Below are 14,157 nucleotides of genomic sequence, written 5' to 3' on the forward strand. Positions count from 1 at the left end.
TAAACACACAAGAGAAGGCTGTTGCTGGCAACCTTAATCCGAACACGCCCGAGTGTTTAAAATAACCATGGCTATACCACCGAGTATAGCCATCGCTGCTAGTACTAAACGAGGGGTTAGCGCCTCGCTGAGAAACACAACACCACCTATTGCCGCGATTATGGGTACACTTAATTGCACCGTAGCTGCGGTTGTTGAACGCAAAGTTGGTAACACTGTATACCAAACGGCGTAACCAAGGCCGGAAGCGAGTGCTCCTGAAGTAACGGCATACCAAAATCCCGCACTATCGATAGAAAAATAAGGATACATAAATACGTTTAACATCAGTGCAATGGGAACCGCCCGTAGGAAATTACCTGCAGTTACTCGAGTAGCATCACCGGCGCCTTTTCCCCGCAATGAATACACGCCCCAAGCAACGCCCGCTAGCAGCATCAGCAGTGAAGCAAGTAACGGTGGTTTTGATATACCCGGTAGAAATAGCCCTACAAGCCCCGCAAGCGCCAATAAAAGCCCACGTGTTTGCCAAGTTTTTAAGCGTTCACCTCGCCAGAGCCCATAACTAATCATAGTTGCTTGCACCGCCCCAAAGAGCACTAAGGCGCCTATGGCTGCGGAAAGATGAATATAAGCAAATGAGAAGCCTGCAGCGTATACCAGAAGCGCAATGGCTGAGAGCCAATTCCCTGTGTCTGAGCGCTTTCCGGGAGGCTTAAACCCGACTGGAGGAGAACGAAATTGTACAATCAGCAACAGTATCAATGCACCAGAAACCAGCCTAATGGTGGTAAAACTGGCCGCATCGATGCTGGTATCGTTTAATGCAATGCGGTTCAGTATGGAGTTGCCGGCGAATGCAATCATCGCCAAAAGGGTTAAAACAACAATGCGATTAATAAATTACCCCCCTCGATTCGCATAGCCACTGCCGATAGCGCTAAACGGTAACTCTAAACCAAGCTCCGGCACTTGCAGGCCGATCCAGGCAGGTAGTGTATTACTGTTCGGGCCTGGCACTGCGCGATACTGATCCGCCCACGGATAGCTGATTACTGCTTGTTCTATGCGTGGTATTAGGGAATCCGCGTTGGCGCCTTGAAGCGAGAGAATCACTTCAGGCCGCGCGCCGTACCAATAACGATCTGGCGTTTTCGTTTGATAAGTGCGCAAAGCCGGCCGGCCTTCATCAACACCCCAGCCTACCACTTCAAATACTGTGTATTCTTCCGCGTTTTCGGGCTTTACAGCTATCCAGGTATGAACCGCAAACCAACCACGCCAACCGAACGCATCGGCAGCATACACCTCAATAACGGCTTCTCGAGTATCAACAGGAGAAGGCGCTAATCCAGCAGGCTCTCGGGATGCATCGCGCCAATCACCGCTGGAACATGCGGTGAGAACAAATAAAAACGCCAATATGGTAGGAAGTGCTCTCTTCATTTTTAAAAACCTCTTTCACTCGTTCAAGCAACGCAGCGGCGAGAGAGCCTCTCTAACTTAACCTCTATGGCCGTCTGCTCATCGCTCTGTCAATTTTCTTATCTGTATTATACTGACTTAATGAGTAAACAGCCCAAATAGCGGCTGGCAGCCAACCGATTAATGTTACCTGCAAAATCAAACAAATGATGCCCGCGATCGGCCGGCCGATGGTAAAAAAAGCTAGAAATGGTAAAAAAATTGCCAGTAAAAGCCGCATGTTTAAATCCTTACATGGTTATTTTAGAGATTCTTAGTTTATGTTTTGGAGCGCTGAAGAATTCTAATTATTACTGAATTCATAGCTATTAAGCTAATCATATTAATAAAAAGCCCAGCATGAAAGCTGGGCTCTGAAATTAATTTCGAAAGTTAATTCTACTTAGTTGCTCACCTTAAAAACTTGAATCATATCGAGAGCGGGCCCCGATGAGTTGTTTGTTCCGCCCATTACGAAAATTTCATCATCGAACACAACAGCTGCATGATGTCGGCTTCCCTGAAACGGAATATCAGAGAACGCCCATTCACCGCTATTAAAGTTAAAAGTAAGAACTTGGCTTTGGTTTGTGTAATCACCAAAAACATAGAGGGTATCACCGTGCACTACCGAAGAATGAGCACTCACAGCTACGGGTGCATCAGGCATGCTTTCCCATGTGTCACTCATTGGATTCAAGCAATCAAAGCGAGAATAGGTTTGCTCGGTATCATAACCACCAATGGCACAAACTTTACCATTATGGGCGAACACGCTGGTTTCTCGTGCATTCGGTAAATCGCTGAACTGTAGCATTTGCCGCTGTTCAAAATTATATGCGGTAACCAATGAACTTGCTTGATACTCAAACGATTCACCCGCTACCGGGTAATCAAACACTGAGCCGCCTACTACATAGAAATCACCATTGAGGAATACCGCACTATTAAACCGGCGTGGCGAAGCCATTTGAGTTCGCGTTACTCGGCCGTTGCGCGTGTTCAAGATCTCAATGGTCGATTCAAGGTAAGCCTGACCACGCCGAATCCCCACCCCACCGAAAATATAGATAGAATGTTTACCATCCCACACGGCTGACGCATAGCGGCGCGGCAGAAGCTGCACAGGTAGCACTTCCGAGTTTTTCGTTACTGGGTCAATACGCTCAACACTTCTGTGAAATCCACTTTCATTCGAGCCACCAAATACATAAATGGCGCTATCATCGGCTACTGCAGTATGGCCGTAGCGAGCAGAGTTTAATTTGAAGGTTTCGGGAGGCGGCATTGAGCTTGCGCAGCCAGAGAGAATAATAATAAGAACCACCGCAAAAAGTGATTTCAGGCTAAACCGATGAGTAAGCATCCTACATCCTGGTAATTTGAGTTCCATTGGGAAGCGAGAATATTACCCACGGCATGAGCAATTGTAAAACAGTTGTTGCAAAAATTAACTAAGTTTTGCAACCCCGCCTGCGGTTCATTCCAGTAACTGATTGCGTTAACTCATTACATCAACTAAACAGGGTAAAGCTCAATGTTACGTAAGTGATGTAACCAAGCACGAGTAATCCGCCCTCGAGCCGGCTCAACCTGCGCCCTGTGTATAAGAAAATCAAGAGAATTACCGATACACCTAACATCACCCACTGGTCAAAATCTAAAATTCTTGCATGAACTGGCAGTGGCTGTAATAACGCAGAAATCCCTAATATGCCGAGAAGGTTAAAGATATTGCTACCTAACACATTGCCGATGGCCACATCAGCGTGCCGCCGAAAAGCCGCGATCACTGAAATTGATAGCTCGGGTAACGATGTGCCAACTGCCACAAGGGTAAGCCCTATCACCGCTTCTGAAACACCAAAGGATTCGGCAATACCCACAGCGCCTTTCAACAAAATTTGAGAGCCTATAATTAATAAAAGTAAGCCCGCTAAAACCGCTGTCATTATCCACAACGATGTTTTCGGTAACGAGGTTACTTCCTTACCTTCGGCTATGTGCAATTCTGCAGAGGGTGCTTGCCCTGAGCGCTCTGTCCAATAAGCCCAGCTAAGGTAGGCGGCCAAAGCAAAAAGAAAAATAGCGGCATCGATTCGAGCTAATGCACTTCCACCTACTAAAATTAGAAACAAAATACTGGCAAGAACAACGGTTACTGCATCACGGCGCAACACGAGGGGGCGCACGGCAAGTGGGGTAATTAAGGCGCATAGCCCTAAAATCAATAAAATATTACTGATGTTACTGCCGACAACATTGCCCACGGCTATATCCGGCCGGCCGCTCATTGCCGCATCTATTGAAACCACCAGTTCGGGCATTGAGGTACCAAAGCCTACAATTAGCAAACCGCTCAGCAGCGGGGAAATGCCCAGCCTACCGGCCGCAGCCAGCGAGCCTCTGATAAGTACTTCACCGCCACCCGTGAGAAAAGCAATGCCGATGGCGACAAAGAGTAGATCCAACATATTTAAGAACCTTGTTCTTGGAAAATAACTGGGATGGATGTTTTCAGAGTTCTATGCAAGATACAAGGTTATTTTATGAGAGCTCCTATAAGCTAGCTGCAGCGTTCACGCGATAATTTTGAGTGAAATATAGGGCACAATAATAAACACGGTAATCGCTATTTTGTAGTTTGCAAGGTATTGAAAGTAGGCTTTTTGTAGATCTGTTTCCGATAATCCAAATAATTTTGCATGAATACCGGTAACCGTTTTACGCATGGTAACTAAGGCAAGAGTTGCCAATAGCAGAATAGCGATATTTATTATTGCTGCCCAACCAAGAAATTCTGTTAAGTTATCAATTGTGATCATAAGTTTTATAGCTCCCACAGAAGTTGTTTAAGTGAATTCTAAGCTCATTTAAAACACTTAACTTACCTGTAATACCAAATAACTTATAAAAATATAGCGCAATAACTTGCCCGCCGTTACTAAGATTAAAAACCATAATAACCGAACCCGTAAAATACCCGCGATAACGGTTAGTGGGTCACCAATAACGGGAACCCAAGCAAAGCACAACGACAGCATTCCATACTTCTTAAAACGCGCTTCAGCTCGAACAAAATCACTATCCGACATTCTCAACCACTTTTTCACTACCACCAAACTTGCCCAGTAGCCCAAAGCATAGTTTGTTAACGAACCTGCTACATTACCAATAGTGGCAACTATAATTAGTGTTATCGGTGATAGGCCGTTAAGAAGTAAGGCACTCAGAACAACTTCTGAGCTTAACGGTAAAATTGTAGCGGCTAAAAAAGCCGCCACAAACAGGCCTAAGTACCCAAGCTCAAAAAGATATTCCACTATTTACCACAACCCACGTTTGCTTGGCATCCAGCTTTTAATTCTATCTACAACGGCCTAGATTTATTTGCTAGCTGATATCAGAGCGTATCCTTCACCAATTTCCCGTCTTTCATGATCACTACGAAATTACTTTCTGGATCGGCAAGTAAGGTAATATCGGTAAGAGGATTACCATCCACCAACAACAAATCGGCAAGTGCGCCATTCTCAACAACGCCCAGCCTTCCTGAATAGGGGCTTCGCAATCCGGAAAGCGCCAGCAGTTGAGCATTATCGTGAGTTACTAACTTCAGAATTTCTGCATTGGAGAACCACTCAGCAAGTGGCGGTATGTAAGAATTCTGTTCTTTATTCAGATCCGGCTCAAACAAGAAATCAGTTCCCCAAGCGAGCTTTACACCAAGATCACGCGCCATAGGCCAAAGGCGCGCCTGCCCTTCAAGAACGGGTTGACGCTTCGCCACGCGCTGAGGGTCCATATCCGGCGTGCTCGAACGTAAAACCTGGGTAGATAACCAAACGTCATGCTCAACCATCATCTTTAGCGTTTCTTCATCGAGCATTTGGCCGTGATCGATCACTCTTACACCCGCCTCAATTGCGCGCTGAACTGCGCGTGGTGTATATGCATGAACGGTTACGTAGGTACCCCAATCCTCAGCAGCTTCCACCGCTGCTCGCATCTCATCAAGCGTATATTGTGTCACGTCAATTGGATCATAGGCTGAAGATGTACCACCTCCGGCCATAAGCTTAATTTGGCTTGCCCCGAACCGTAAATTCTCGCGCACCGCGGTTAACACATCATCTCGCCCATCAGCAATAAATGTGGCGCCCATTTGTTCGGCACGAGAAACTTCACCAAAGAAACGCCGTGAGCGTTCGTGCGGCATGCGAAAATCGCCATGGCCGGCTGTTTGGCTAACAGTGGCACCCGAAGGCCAAATGCGTGGCCCGCTGATTTGCCCAGCATCAATCGCAGCTTTTAATTCAAATATCGGCCCGCCAGCGTCACGTACCGTGGTGAATCCGCGCAACAAAGTTTCTTCTGCATTGCGAGCCGCTGCTGCACCTGCTTTAGCTGGTGTTAAATCTGGCGACATAAGATCGGCCATGCTCAGCGCACCGAAAGTCATGTGTACGTGCACATCAATAAGGCCGGGCATTAAAGTACGCCCTTCCCCTTGAATGATGCGCGTATCTGCTCGGCGATCAACAGGAATTGGGTCAGTAGTGATACGCTCAATAACATTTCCGCGTACGAGCACGTTAGAAGGCGCCGAGAGCGCACTACCCGTGCCGTCGAAAACGCGCACGTTTTCAAACAATACAACAGTAGGCTCAGTATCTTTAGTATAGCCAAAGGCAGAAATGAAAAAGCTGAATACAAATAAAGCAACGGCATATGTTTTTAGCACGGCACGCATGTGAACCTCTATTTTGTTGGTTAATCGCGATCTTTCACGAAGTAGAATACAAATATATAGATAATTAACGCACCTAGATTACAACGAAATACGCGTTAGCTCTTCCAGTTTTTCTGCGCTTGGGCAACTTACCTTTTCCAGAGTGAACGTAGGAACCATGTTGGCTACGAATGGAATCAGCATTGCACCAGCCATCTCAGGGTTAGGCTTGCCTGCTAAGCAAACTGTTTTATTTTCCTCCAATTCGATATCAATTGATGAAGGTGGGCTTCCACTGGCCTTTGCCTGAATTAAATGCTTACCAGCATCAATCTCTACCTGTGCATACTGATTATTTCTAAGTTCCATAAAGTATTCGTCATCTTTTCCAACAAAAAGGCTCACGCCTCCCGCTTGAAAAGCACTCTCTCGGTATACAAGTATACTCGCGGTTCCCTTATTCGTGTTGGTAACAAGTTGCGCATCCGTTGAAATCGATGTACACCCAGTAAAAACGATTAAAGGTAAGAAAACAATTGCTAAAAATCTCATGAATTTTCCTTAATTATCATATTTTTATAGTTACTCTAGTACAAAAAAATAAAAAGTATCCCGAATGACGTAGAGAATAGTTATTACAACGTATGCTCGGGCAAGAAAGTACCATAATGAACTTGAATTCACGGCGCAGCGCCAAATAGCTACTGTTGACCAAACAAAATAGCTAAGCATGAGCGCAAGTAAAAGCACTACTACAAGCACTGGAATTTTGTCTATCAACCACATAAATGCTCCGGTCAATAGAAGAGTGCCAAGAAAATGGTACACCCAAAACACAAGCCACAATGATTCTCCTCCGTGCCATGCGGAGCGGAGTATTCCTGGTTGTTCGATAGGTTCTTGCATGTTCTTGCGGAACGCAAAATAAGCGAATAAAGCACACAAGATTAAAATAGTTAAAAATAGCAATTTGTTTATTTGATGAGCTCTAGAAAACTGTCTATTAGTGGTTCGTATATTCTCCGAGTGCGTTTCATTTATACCGACTGCAATATCAGCCGCTTGTTCATGGCTAAGCTCTAAAAAATCCGCCTTCTCAAATTCGAATATCCTCGGTAATTGAACATCTGATTGCACCTTATGAAGGGTCGAAATATATACCGAGTACCCCGCTAGTCCAAGCACTAGAGACATTATCACAACCAGTAATGCTTTCATTCTATACTCCGATTTTTTCTTCGAATTCTAGCGCTTAAATTCAGCGGATAAGACCTGGTTAGCGCCGACAATACCCACTTTTCAGGAGAGCTCGGCTACCATATTAAAAAAACGCTCATCTTCGCTTTGTGTAACAAAACCGTTCCTTTGGTAAAGGCTAACCGCAGGGCTAATTTTTAATACCCTTAATGCGAGTTTACTTAAATTTGCATTTAAAGTTCGAGTTTTAGCTTCTTGTATTGCTACTTGTCCTATTCCTTTATTTTGCGCCGATGAAATAACCTGAAGATCTCGTAAGAAACAGCAATCATTTTCAAATTGCAAGCGCATAACGCCAACAACTTCCTGCTTATAAATGATGTCATAGTTATCAAGCTCAACAGTAACTTCATACACCTTTAACACGTCCCATTCCGGCGCAAATTGCTCGTAATAAACTCGCATGTTATCGAAAGTAAAGTTAGCCGCTCTCCTGAGGTTTTTAGAGCGCACAAATGTTATATCCATCGAGCCTCCAAAAGCCCACAAATAAACACAGCAACGAGCAAACACCCTGCTAACGCAGGGAGTAAATTTAATTGTTTTGTTATGTGCTCGTTAAAGCATTACAAAAAGAAAAACTACAACAAGCATGATTATGATAGCTGCGCGAAGAAGTTAGTATCCGGCTCCGGCGGCGCTAACTGCCGCAGCCTAATGAGTTGGATTTATCTCATGCTATCATTCAGAGGGTGTTCGTTCTGAAGTAAGGTAATGACTTCATTACACTGCTTCTGCCTATAAAAGTCAGATACTGTCCAAAATTCTTCAGCTTGCATTTTTAACAAGTAATCGTATTCTTGGTCCATTACTCGAACCTGCTCCAATAGCCAATCATATTCATTCAGCCAGTGGGCTATTTTTGAACCACCATCCGATGAGCCACAAGGTTCAATTGCTGTTTCAATGATCGATAATAGCCAAGGACCTGCTGAGCCTACAAATTGGCAGCGATTTGCTTCTTTAGAGCAGATCTCTATTGCAGCAGATGAGCTTTTGTATTGAGAGAGTTCAGCTTCTTCATTATCTATCGAAATAGTCGATGCAATGAACAGCAATGTGAAGGAATAAGCAACTAACTGGATTGTTATGAAATGGCCGATCACTCTGGCAGCCCTTCAAATGTTTGCACACCATCTAAACCGTTATCCCAATTAGCTTTACTGGATGTAAAGATGTGAGCTGTTGGCGACATATCGATTTCCGTATCCAAGCACCCTGCGGGAACGGCGACCTGACCTACCTCATGAATACTTGGCACTGCGGAACCGCAGAATTTACAAAAGCTCTTCTTGTGGCGAGTCCCTGGAAGCGTGAAAGTGGTCACAGAATCAGAGCCCGCTAACCAATTCAACTTAGCTGAACTCGAAAATAAATTAGCCGCATGAGCAGAGCCTGTATCCTTTTGGCAATGCCGACAATGACACAGGTAAAATCCCTCAAACATGCCTTGCATTTTAAATTTCACATTGCCACACAAACAAGAGCCAAAATATTCACTCATCAATTTCCCCCTATCGGCTGCAGATCTAGCACACATAACGCTCGACATAACCAGCGTGCTTTAGTGCGTCCGGTGCCGCAGGCGCGTAGTTAATTGACTTGTTATGCATTTGCGCTCAAACCACGCCACCGATTCTCTAGCACCAGTATTGCAAAGACGTAAAGCAAGACAATTACTGCAGAAACCGCTAGAAACCGATGATCTGGGAAAAGGTACCAAACCAATAAAACTGCCACTGTTCTGGCAACTCCATGCACTAGCCCAATCCAATGCCGAATCATCCAAGAAATCGGAAGCCACATTAGCCCTGTCAGAATTCCGACGCTAAGCGGCAACGAGGTGTAATCAATCAGGAAGAAGGGTATCGCAATGGCGTATACAAGAGCTGACATGCCTACTGAGTAGAAAAAGAGTGTGTCAAAAGTATTCTTTGGCCTGTTTTTATCAAGAAAATTTTCGCCAGTAAACTTTGATATAAACATCCCCAGATAGACAATTGAACCGGTAGCTGCAAAAAGAACCAAAGAAATTGCAAAGGGGCTAAGAAAAAGCGAACTAATTCCAATTAAAATCCATGCAATCATTCCTGCGATTGGAGTCGCTATCAAACGGCGCCGAGCAAACTCGTCTCTTTGCTCATCTAGGGATCTTTCTTTCTGCATCAGAGTTCCTCATAGGGTAATACATAACGCCGCCAAAAACGGTACAAAATTGATAGCTTTTTTTTTACACCGTTTTCAATAAAAGTGACTGCGAGTTTGTGACCGGTTTGATTGGCCTTGTTAGGTTTATTCAGTCGAACCGCTCGATGGCTTTGGTATGGTAATCCATTCCTTATATAAAACCCAATCTCCAAAGGGTGTCTATAAATCTCAGGCCTTACCCGTGAATGGGATCGTAGATGTGACCAAAGCCAAGACTAAAAGAATGATTAAAGTAACTCTCATAGAAAGCCTAACGCACGCGTAAAGGGCGCGATGTACGAGCGTTGAGCGCCAAACGGGTAGTTTTGAAGGTGTTTGTTATATAGTTCATTCATCATCAGTATTATGTAAAACTCGCCTTCCGTGGAAATTCCACTTAATTCTCATGTTTAAGCTGGTTATTTTTTCAGTTTTAAATTTATCGACCTTCGCACAACGAACTACCACACCGGACGTTTGTAATGGTACAACCCGTCCCGTCTGTTCAAGGCATTGAGCTATCAAATTCCCATCATCCGTGTAACTTTCAAACTCGATGTATACCCCAGTCCAAATGTCATTACCTAGGTTAGTTACAACACCAGAAACTTCGATCTCTTCACCTAAGTCTTTAAAACTTTGTATGCTAAAAAACAAATCATTCTTAGGATCGAAATATCGATCAGGAACATTGTTCATAAAAAGCTCACTTGAATCTATTGTAAGCTCATTCTGTAAATCAGAAGAATACTGATGAAGCTCTGCCACGTATTCTTTTCGCTCATTTTTTACCAACCAGTAGTGAATCTCTGAAGCTATAGAAAATCCCAGCCCAATTAGAAAGCCTATACCAATATACATACCTATTTTCTTAATCAATGTATGTTCCTTCTATAACGCTTCAATATGAGACTTGCGTAATTTCCGCGTCAATGCCCAAATTGTTGGGCAACCTGCATCTGCTTATTCGATAATTCGCCTACCAAGACACACCCGGCAGGTTTGGGAGATTCTAAATTCCCAGAAGCTTCATAGTTTGCGATATTACTGTTAGGTGTCGCCACAGTATGGCTTAAGTTGGCCATACCCATACCCTTGTGCTTGTTAAAGGTAGGCTGAGCTCATAGACAACATCTTTGACTTCGATAAAAACATTTAACATAAGAGTTTCATCTAACGTTAATTTGGAGACGCCCTCTCCGTAAAAATGCAGGTAGCCAGTACCCTTTGGCGATGCGGTGCCTCGAACTGATTCTGGGCAATCCAAACCTAGATCGCCAGCATCCAGCCTCAGATTGTTCGAATCAACCAATTCGGCGGATAAAAGCCTAGTTGAATGAGGCTCTGCAAAATCACATTCTAGGTATATTGAGAGTTGATTTTGGTTATTTCTTTGGAAATACCCAGTACGTACCAAAATTAGCACGCCATTTGCTCTATTCCCTTCGAGCATTTTTGCTTCAGAGTTCGGGGATGCGAAGTAACGCTCAGAGCCTTCATTCTGAAGCTGAATAGTCGGCACGCACCCTACAAGCACTATCGATAGCATCAAATAAAGTATCAGCTTTCTCGTTACGGGATTCATAAGACACCTAACGCCTTTTGTTAATGGGCAAGTGGCTCAGCCACTTGCCCCGAAGGCGCGACTGAACAGATCGTTACACGTCGTGGTGATCATCCTGCAAGTACTCAAAGCCTTCAATATCCAAAAACTGCTTAACTCCCTCTTCGCGAATCGCATCTAAAGCAGTTTCAACTGCACGATCCTTCGATTCAAAAAACTCATTCCAGTTAGATGCAACACCAATCTCGTTCACAACGGAAAGCGACCATTCGTCCTTTCTTAGTTCAGTTACAACAATTTCTAGCCTGACTCCCTCTTCTATAAAGGTCTGGCGGTGTTCAAAGGCGATTTTCTCGGTTCCTTCACTTTTCATAATTTCTCCTTCCTTGGTTCATCGTTACGGTACTTTGCTCTGTGCAGCTAAATAGACGTATAACGCTCGAGCACACCAGTAGCGCCAAAGCTGTTGTCCGGCGTCGAAGGCGCGTACTGTTGTAACTTATTATAAATCATTCTCCGGGAGCCGTGGGTTTTCATTCGAAAAAATGTCCTTTTTAAGCATAAGTACAACCAAATAAATTAAACCCAGAATTGGTATGAGACCGAGAACAAAACCAAGTACTCCGGCTAGAACTGGGGTTTGAGTCTTTCGGCGCCCTAAGTAATAACCAACTAAACCAATAATCACACCACAAACGAAAAGGAATTGTCCCGCGAATGTTGCATTGATATCCATATTTACTCCTCTAGAGATTTGAACGTTAAGCTTTGGGACGCAGGCACGGAGCTATAATCGCGAAGCAGCTCCGTGTTTGCGTCCCAGCGAACAAAGTGAGCGATAATGCGTTTTGTTAGGTACCTTTTACTAGTTCTGGAAAGTTCTCATCTCGAACAATTTTTCCGATTAGGTTTTGAACTGCGGGCATCAAAGCTTGTGCTGTTTGATTGCAAGCGGTTTCCCCATAAAAACTACTTGTAAACGAGTAACTTTCTGAAACAGATAAAGACTCACCGTTGGATGAGTTTATTGTCATCGCTATATCCCAACTTCCAGATGTAGATGAGAAATCGATAGAATCCAGCGTTCCGGTTAGAGTTACCGGAGCATCGGTATCGAAAGCTTCAGCCATTTTTAGTTCGTCGACAAACGCTTTACGAATAAAGCTTTCAAATGAATCACCATCCGGCGTTTTTATCGGGCCAACTCCTCGACACGTAATACTGGTTCTACTCTCTCCTGCGGCATTAAAGTCACCAACGTTTATTTTAGAGTTAACCATAGTCTTTAGTGATGAGATATTATCCACAGATACAGCATAGCGATTAACTGAATAAGTAGAGCAGCCTGACGCCGCTAAAACTACTAGTGATATCAAACATAAATTTCTTAACATAAGTACTTCTCCATTTTTTAATTTTTATATCCGAACAATTTCGAATGAGTGCCTAACGCTCGAGCACAGCGGTACGAACAACATGAGTGTCCGGCGCCGCAGGCGCATAGTTTATTGACTTGTTATCTTCTTCCGTGGTTGCCGAGCAGAATACCGTTCACGCTCAGATCTTCATCCAACTGGGGCCAATGAATTCCCTCCCCGTCACCGAGTATCTCCCAATCATTTAACTGAGATTCGTTTGCTTGGGACAATAAAGGAAACCAAACCAGTGGAACTGAAATGGTACGCCCGTCTACGAGCTCTACAATCAGTGAATCCGTGTCAAAGCTGACTGACTGTGCAAGGGGGTGATGTTCAACTGCTAAAGTAGCCATTCCAAGCCTCCAAAAACGTATCTCTATTTTCGACAACGAGTTGCTCAAGTTTTCTCAACTCTTCCGGCGCAAACCTTGTAGAGCTTGCTAGGGCTACTGGTTTTAACCAGAATTTGGCGAGCATCTTCTCGCGTTGAATATGTATGTGGGCCGGCTCAGCGTTCTCATTACTGTAAAAAAAGAAACGGTAAGGCCCTATTCTTAATACTGTTGGCATGCTTAAAGATTATCCTAAAAAGAGAACAACGCCAAATTGAAGATAACGCCCGAGCACAGCGGCACGAACAACGTGAGTGTCCGGCACCGGAGGCGCCAACTGATGCGACTTGTTATGCAGCTGTAAGCTCAACCTTCTGCACCTTATCTAAACTCAGATTCTTTCCAGCATGCCACAAATCGTAAGCATCCTGCATCGCCAACCAACTCTCAGGGCTTCGACCTAAGGCTTTCGACAAGCGAAGTGCCATTTCGGGACTAATACCACTCTGGCACTTCAAGACCCGGTTCAAAGTAGACGGCGAAACATCCAACTTTTCCGCCAGATAACGGCAACTCAAGCCAAAAGGCTCCATATAGGTTGCCACAATAAATTCGCCCGGATGGGCTGGGTTAAACATAACAGACATCAGTGATAATCCTCATAATCAAGCAGATACACATGGCCATCACGAAACTCAAAGGTCAAACGCCAATTTTCCACTGACCGATATCGACCAAATACCCTTTCGATCGCCTTTTAACGGATGGAGTTTGTATCCAGGAATGTCGAGATCTGAAACTTCAATGGCAGTATTCAAGGCGGTTAATTGCAAACGCAATCTGATAGCGTGTTTAACCTGAATACCGCGGGTACTTCCTGTTTCAAAGTAAAGCCTCAGTCCTTTGTGCTTGAAAGTTCTAATCATGGATTATAGTGTAGCGCGTTGCGCAACAGTGTCAAGCTACATAACGCCCGGCTTTGGGCCGGACTTGTAGCCGCGCAGCGGCGAAAAGGCCGTCCCAGCCCCGCAGGGGCGACAACAGCCGTTTGTTATGCACCTTGCCCTTTACGCCATATGCGCATATGATATACGCATTGCCCGTATGGAGGAGCGACTATGAACCATGCATACAACGCCCAAGCGCCCAAAAGGCCTACTAATGTCAGTATAAACAGTGACTTACTTGAAAAAGCTCGAGGAC

General features: G+C 44.5%; 23 protein-coding genes and 1 pseudogene. All 24 read right to left on the reverse strand.

The genetic code is table 11. From position 1 onward, the window contains the following. Nucleotides 1–33 precede the first annotated feature (33 nt). Entirely contained in the window at nt 34–900 is an 867-nt protein-coding gene (locus tag CWE08_RS11265) for a DMT family transporter (RefSeq protein WP_126768320.1), read from the reverse strand. A gap of 3 nt (nt 901–903) precedes the next feature. Then, nucleotides 904–1,446 carry a DUF3750 domain-containing protein gene (locus tag CWE08_RS11270; RefSeq protein WP_126768322.1) on the reverse strand — a complete coding sequence of 181 codons (543 nt, stop codon included), beginning with the start codon at nt 1,444–1,446 and terminating at the stop codon, nt 904–906. Nucleotides 1,447–1,510: 64 nt separating this feature from the next. Further along, a complete protein-coding gene (locus CWE08_RS11275; RefSeq protein WP_126768324.1) occupies nt 1,511–1,705 on the reverse strand; it encodes a YqaE/Pmp3 family membrane protein in 195 nt (64 codons plus the stop codon). Between the two features lie 162 nt (nt 1,706–1,867). Next, nucleotides 1,868–2,830: a Kelch repeat-containing protein gene (locus CWE08_RS11280; protein ID WP_198677164.1), complete on the reverse strand. Its 963-nt coding sequence runs from the start codon at nt 2,828–2,830 to the stop codon at nt 1,868–1,870. 148 nt (nt 2,831–2,978) lie between these two features. After that, nucleotides 2,979–3,938, reverse strand: a complete 960-nt coding sequence (locus tag CWE08_RS11285) for a calcium/sodium antiporter (protein ID WP_126768327.1) — start codon at nt 3,936–3,938, stop codon at nt 2,979–2,981. A gap of 105 nt (nt 3,939–4,043) precedes the next feature. Continuing rightward, a complete protein-coding gene (locus CWE08_RS11290; protein ID WP_126768328.1) occupies nt 4,044–4,289 on the reverse strand; it encodes a DUF6868 family protein in 246 nt (81 codons plus the stop codon). Nucleotides 4,290–4,346: 57 nt separating this feature from the next. After that, nucleotides 4,347–4,787, reverse strand: coding sequence for a YqaA family protein (locus CWE08_RS11295; RefSeq protein WP_126768330.1), 441 nt, complete (start codon nt 4,785–4,787; stop codon nt 4,347–4,349). 80 nt (nt 4,788–4,867) lie between these two features. Beyond that, on the reverse strand, nt 4,868–6,217 hold the full coding sequence (locus CWE08_RS11300) for a metal-dependent hydrolase family protein (RefSeq protein WP_126768331.1): 1,350 nt from the start codon (nt 6,215–6,217) through the stop codon (nt 4,868–4,870). A 78-nt stretch (nt 6,218–6,295) separates the two neighbouring features. Further along, on the reverse strand, nt 6,296–6,748 hold the full coding sequence (locus CWE08_RS11305) for a hypothetical protein (RefSeq protein ID WP_126768333.1): 453 nt from the start codon (nt 6,746–6,748) through the stop codon (nt 6,296–6,298). A 30-nt stretch (nt 6,749–6,778) separates the two neighbouring features. Beyond that, nucleotides 6,779–7,414 (reverse strand): hypothetical protein, encoded by a 636-nt coding sequence (locus tag CWE08_RS11310; RefSeq protein WP_126768334.1) that lies wholly within the window; start codon nt 7,412–7,414, stop codon nt 6,779–6,781. 81 nt (nt 7,415–7,495) lie between these two features. Further along, a complete protein-coding gene (locus tag CWE08_RS11315) occupies nt 7,496–7,819 on the reverse strand; it encodes a GNAT family N-acetyltransferase (protein ID WP_338024020.1) in 324 nt (107 codons plus the stop codon). 302 nt (nt 7,820–8,121) lie between these two features. Beyond that, nucleotides 8,122–8,559, reverse strand: a complete 438-nt coding sequence (locus tag CWE08_RS11320) for a hypothetical protein (RefSeq protein WP_126768337.1) — start codon at nt 8,557–8,559, stop codon at nt 8,122–8,124. Next, entirely contained in the window at nt 8,556–8,957 is a 402-nt protein-coding gene (locus CWE08_RS11325; protein ID WP_126768339.1) for a GFA family protein, read from the reverse strand. The genes CWE08_RS11320 and CWE08_RS11325 overlap by 4 nt, the downstream gene beginning before the upstream one ends. Before the next feature lie 101 nt (nt 8,958–9,058). Then, the gene (locus tag CWE08_RS11330; protein ID WP_198677165.1) at nt 9,059–9,619 is read right to left on the reverse strand and encodes a DUF7010 family protein; all 561 of its coding nucleotides are present in this window, start codon (nt 9,617–9,619) and stop codon (nt 9,059–9,061) included. Between the two features lie 369 nt (nt 9,620–9,988). Next, a complete protein-coding gene (locus CWE08_RS11335) occupies nt 9,989–10,519 on the reverse strand; it encodes an FxLYD domain-containing protein (RefSeq protein ID WP_126768342.1) in 531 nt (176 codons plus the stop codon). A gap of 50 nt (nt 10,520–10,569) precedes the next feature. After that, nucleotides 10,570–10,725, reverse strand: coding sequence for a hypothetical protein (locus CWE08_RS12170; protein WP_157981254.1), 156 nt, complete (start codon nt 10,723–10,725; stop codon nt 10,570–10,572). After that, the gene (locus CWE08_RS11340) at nt 10,713–11,225 is read right to left on the reverse strand and encodes a hypothetical protein (protein ID WP_126768343.1); all 513 of its coding nucleotides are present in this window, start codon (nt 11,223–11,225) and stop codon (nt 10,713–10,715) included. The genes CWE08_RS12170 and CWE08_RS11340 overlap by 13 nt, the downstream gene beginning before the upstream one ends. 73 nt (nt 11,226–11,298) lie before the next feature. Next, a complete protein-coding gene (locus CWE08_RS11345; protein WP_126768345.1) occupies nt 11,299–11,577 on the reverse strand; it encodes a hypothetical protein in 279 nt (92 codons plus the stop codon). 129 nt (nt 11,578–11,706) lie between these two features. Then, on the reverse strand, nt 11,707–11,940 hold the full coding sequence (locus CWE08_RS11350) for a hypothetical protein (protein ID WP_126768346.1): 234 nt from the start codon (nt 11,938–11,940) through the stop codon (nt 11,707–11,709). Nucleotides 11,941–12,055: 115 nt separating this feature from the next. Beyond that, on the reverse strand, nt 12,056–12,598 hold the full coding sequence (locus CWE08_RS11355; protein WP_126768348.1) for a hypothetical protein: 543 nt from the start codon (nt 12,596–12,598) through the stop codon (nt 12,056–12,058). Between the two features lie 122 nt (nt 12,599–12,720). After that, nucleotides 12,721–12,975 (reverse strand): DUF2442 domain-containing protein, encoded by a 255-nt coding sequence (locus tag CWE08_RS11360; protein ID WP_126768349.1) that lies wholly within the window; start codon nt 12,973–12,975, stop codon nt 12,721–12,723. Next, nucleotides 12,956–13,192, reverse strand: a complete 237-nt coding sequence (locus CWE08_RS11365) for a DUF4160 domain-containing protein (RefSeq protein WP_126768351.1) — start codon at nt 13,190–13,192, stop codon at nt 12,956–12,958. The genes CWE08_RS11360 and CWE08_RS11365 overlap by 20 nt, the downstream gene beginning before the upstream one ends. 112 nt (nt 13,193–13,304) lie before the next feature. Continuing rightward, nucleotides 13,305–13,601, reverse strand: coding sequence for a HigA family addiction module antitoxin (locus CWE08_RS11370; RefSeq protein WP_126768353.1), 297 nt, complete (start codon nt 13,599–13,601; stop codon nt 13,305–13,307). Continuing rightward, nucleotides 13,601–13,880: pseudogene (locus tag CWE08_RS11375) on the reverse strand (type II toxin-antitoxin system RelE/ParE family toxin). Before CWE08_RS11375 ends, CWE08_RS11370 begins: the two are co-directional and overlap by 1 nt. Nucleotides 13,881–14,157 lie beyond the last annotated feature (277 nt).

The sequence above is a fragment of the Aliidiomarina iranensis genome (genome assembly GCF_003987135.1).
Lineage (GTDB): Bacteria > Pseudomonadota > Gammaproteobacteria > Enterobacterales > Alteromonadaceae > Aliidiomarina > Aliidiomarina iranensis.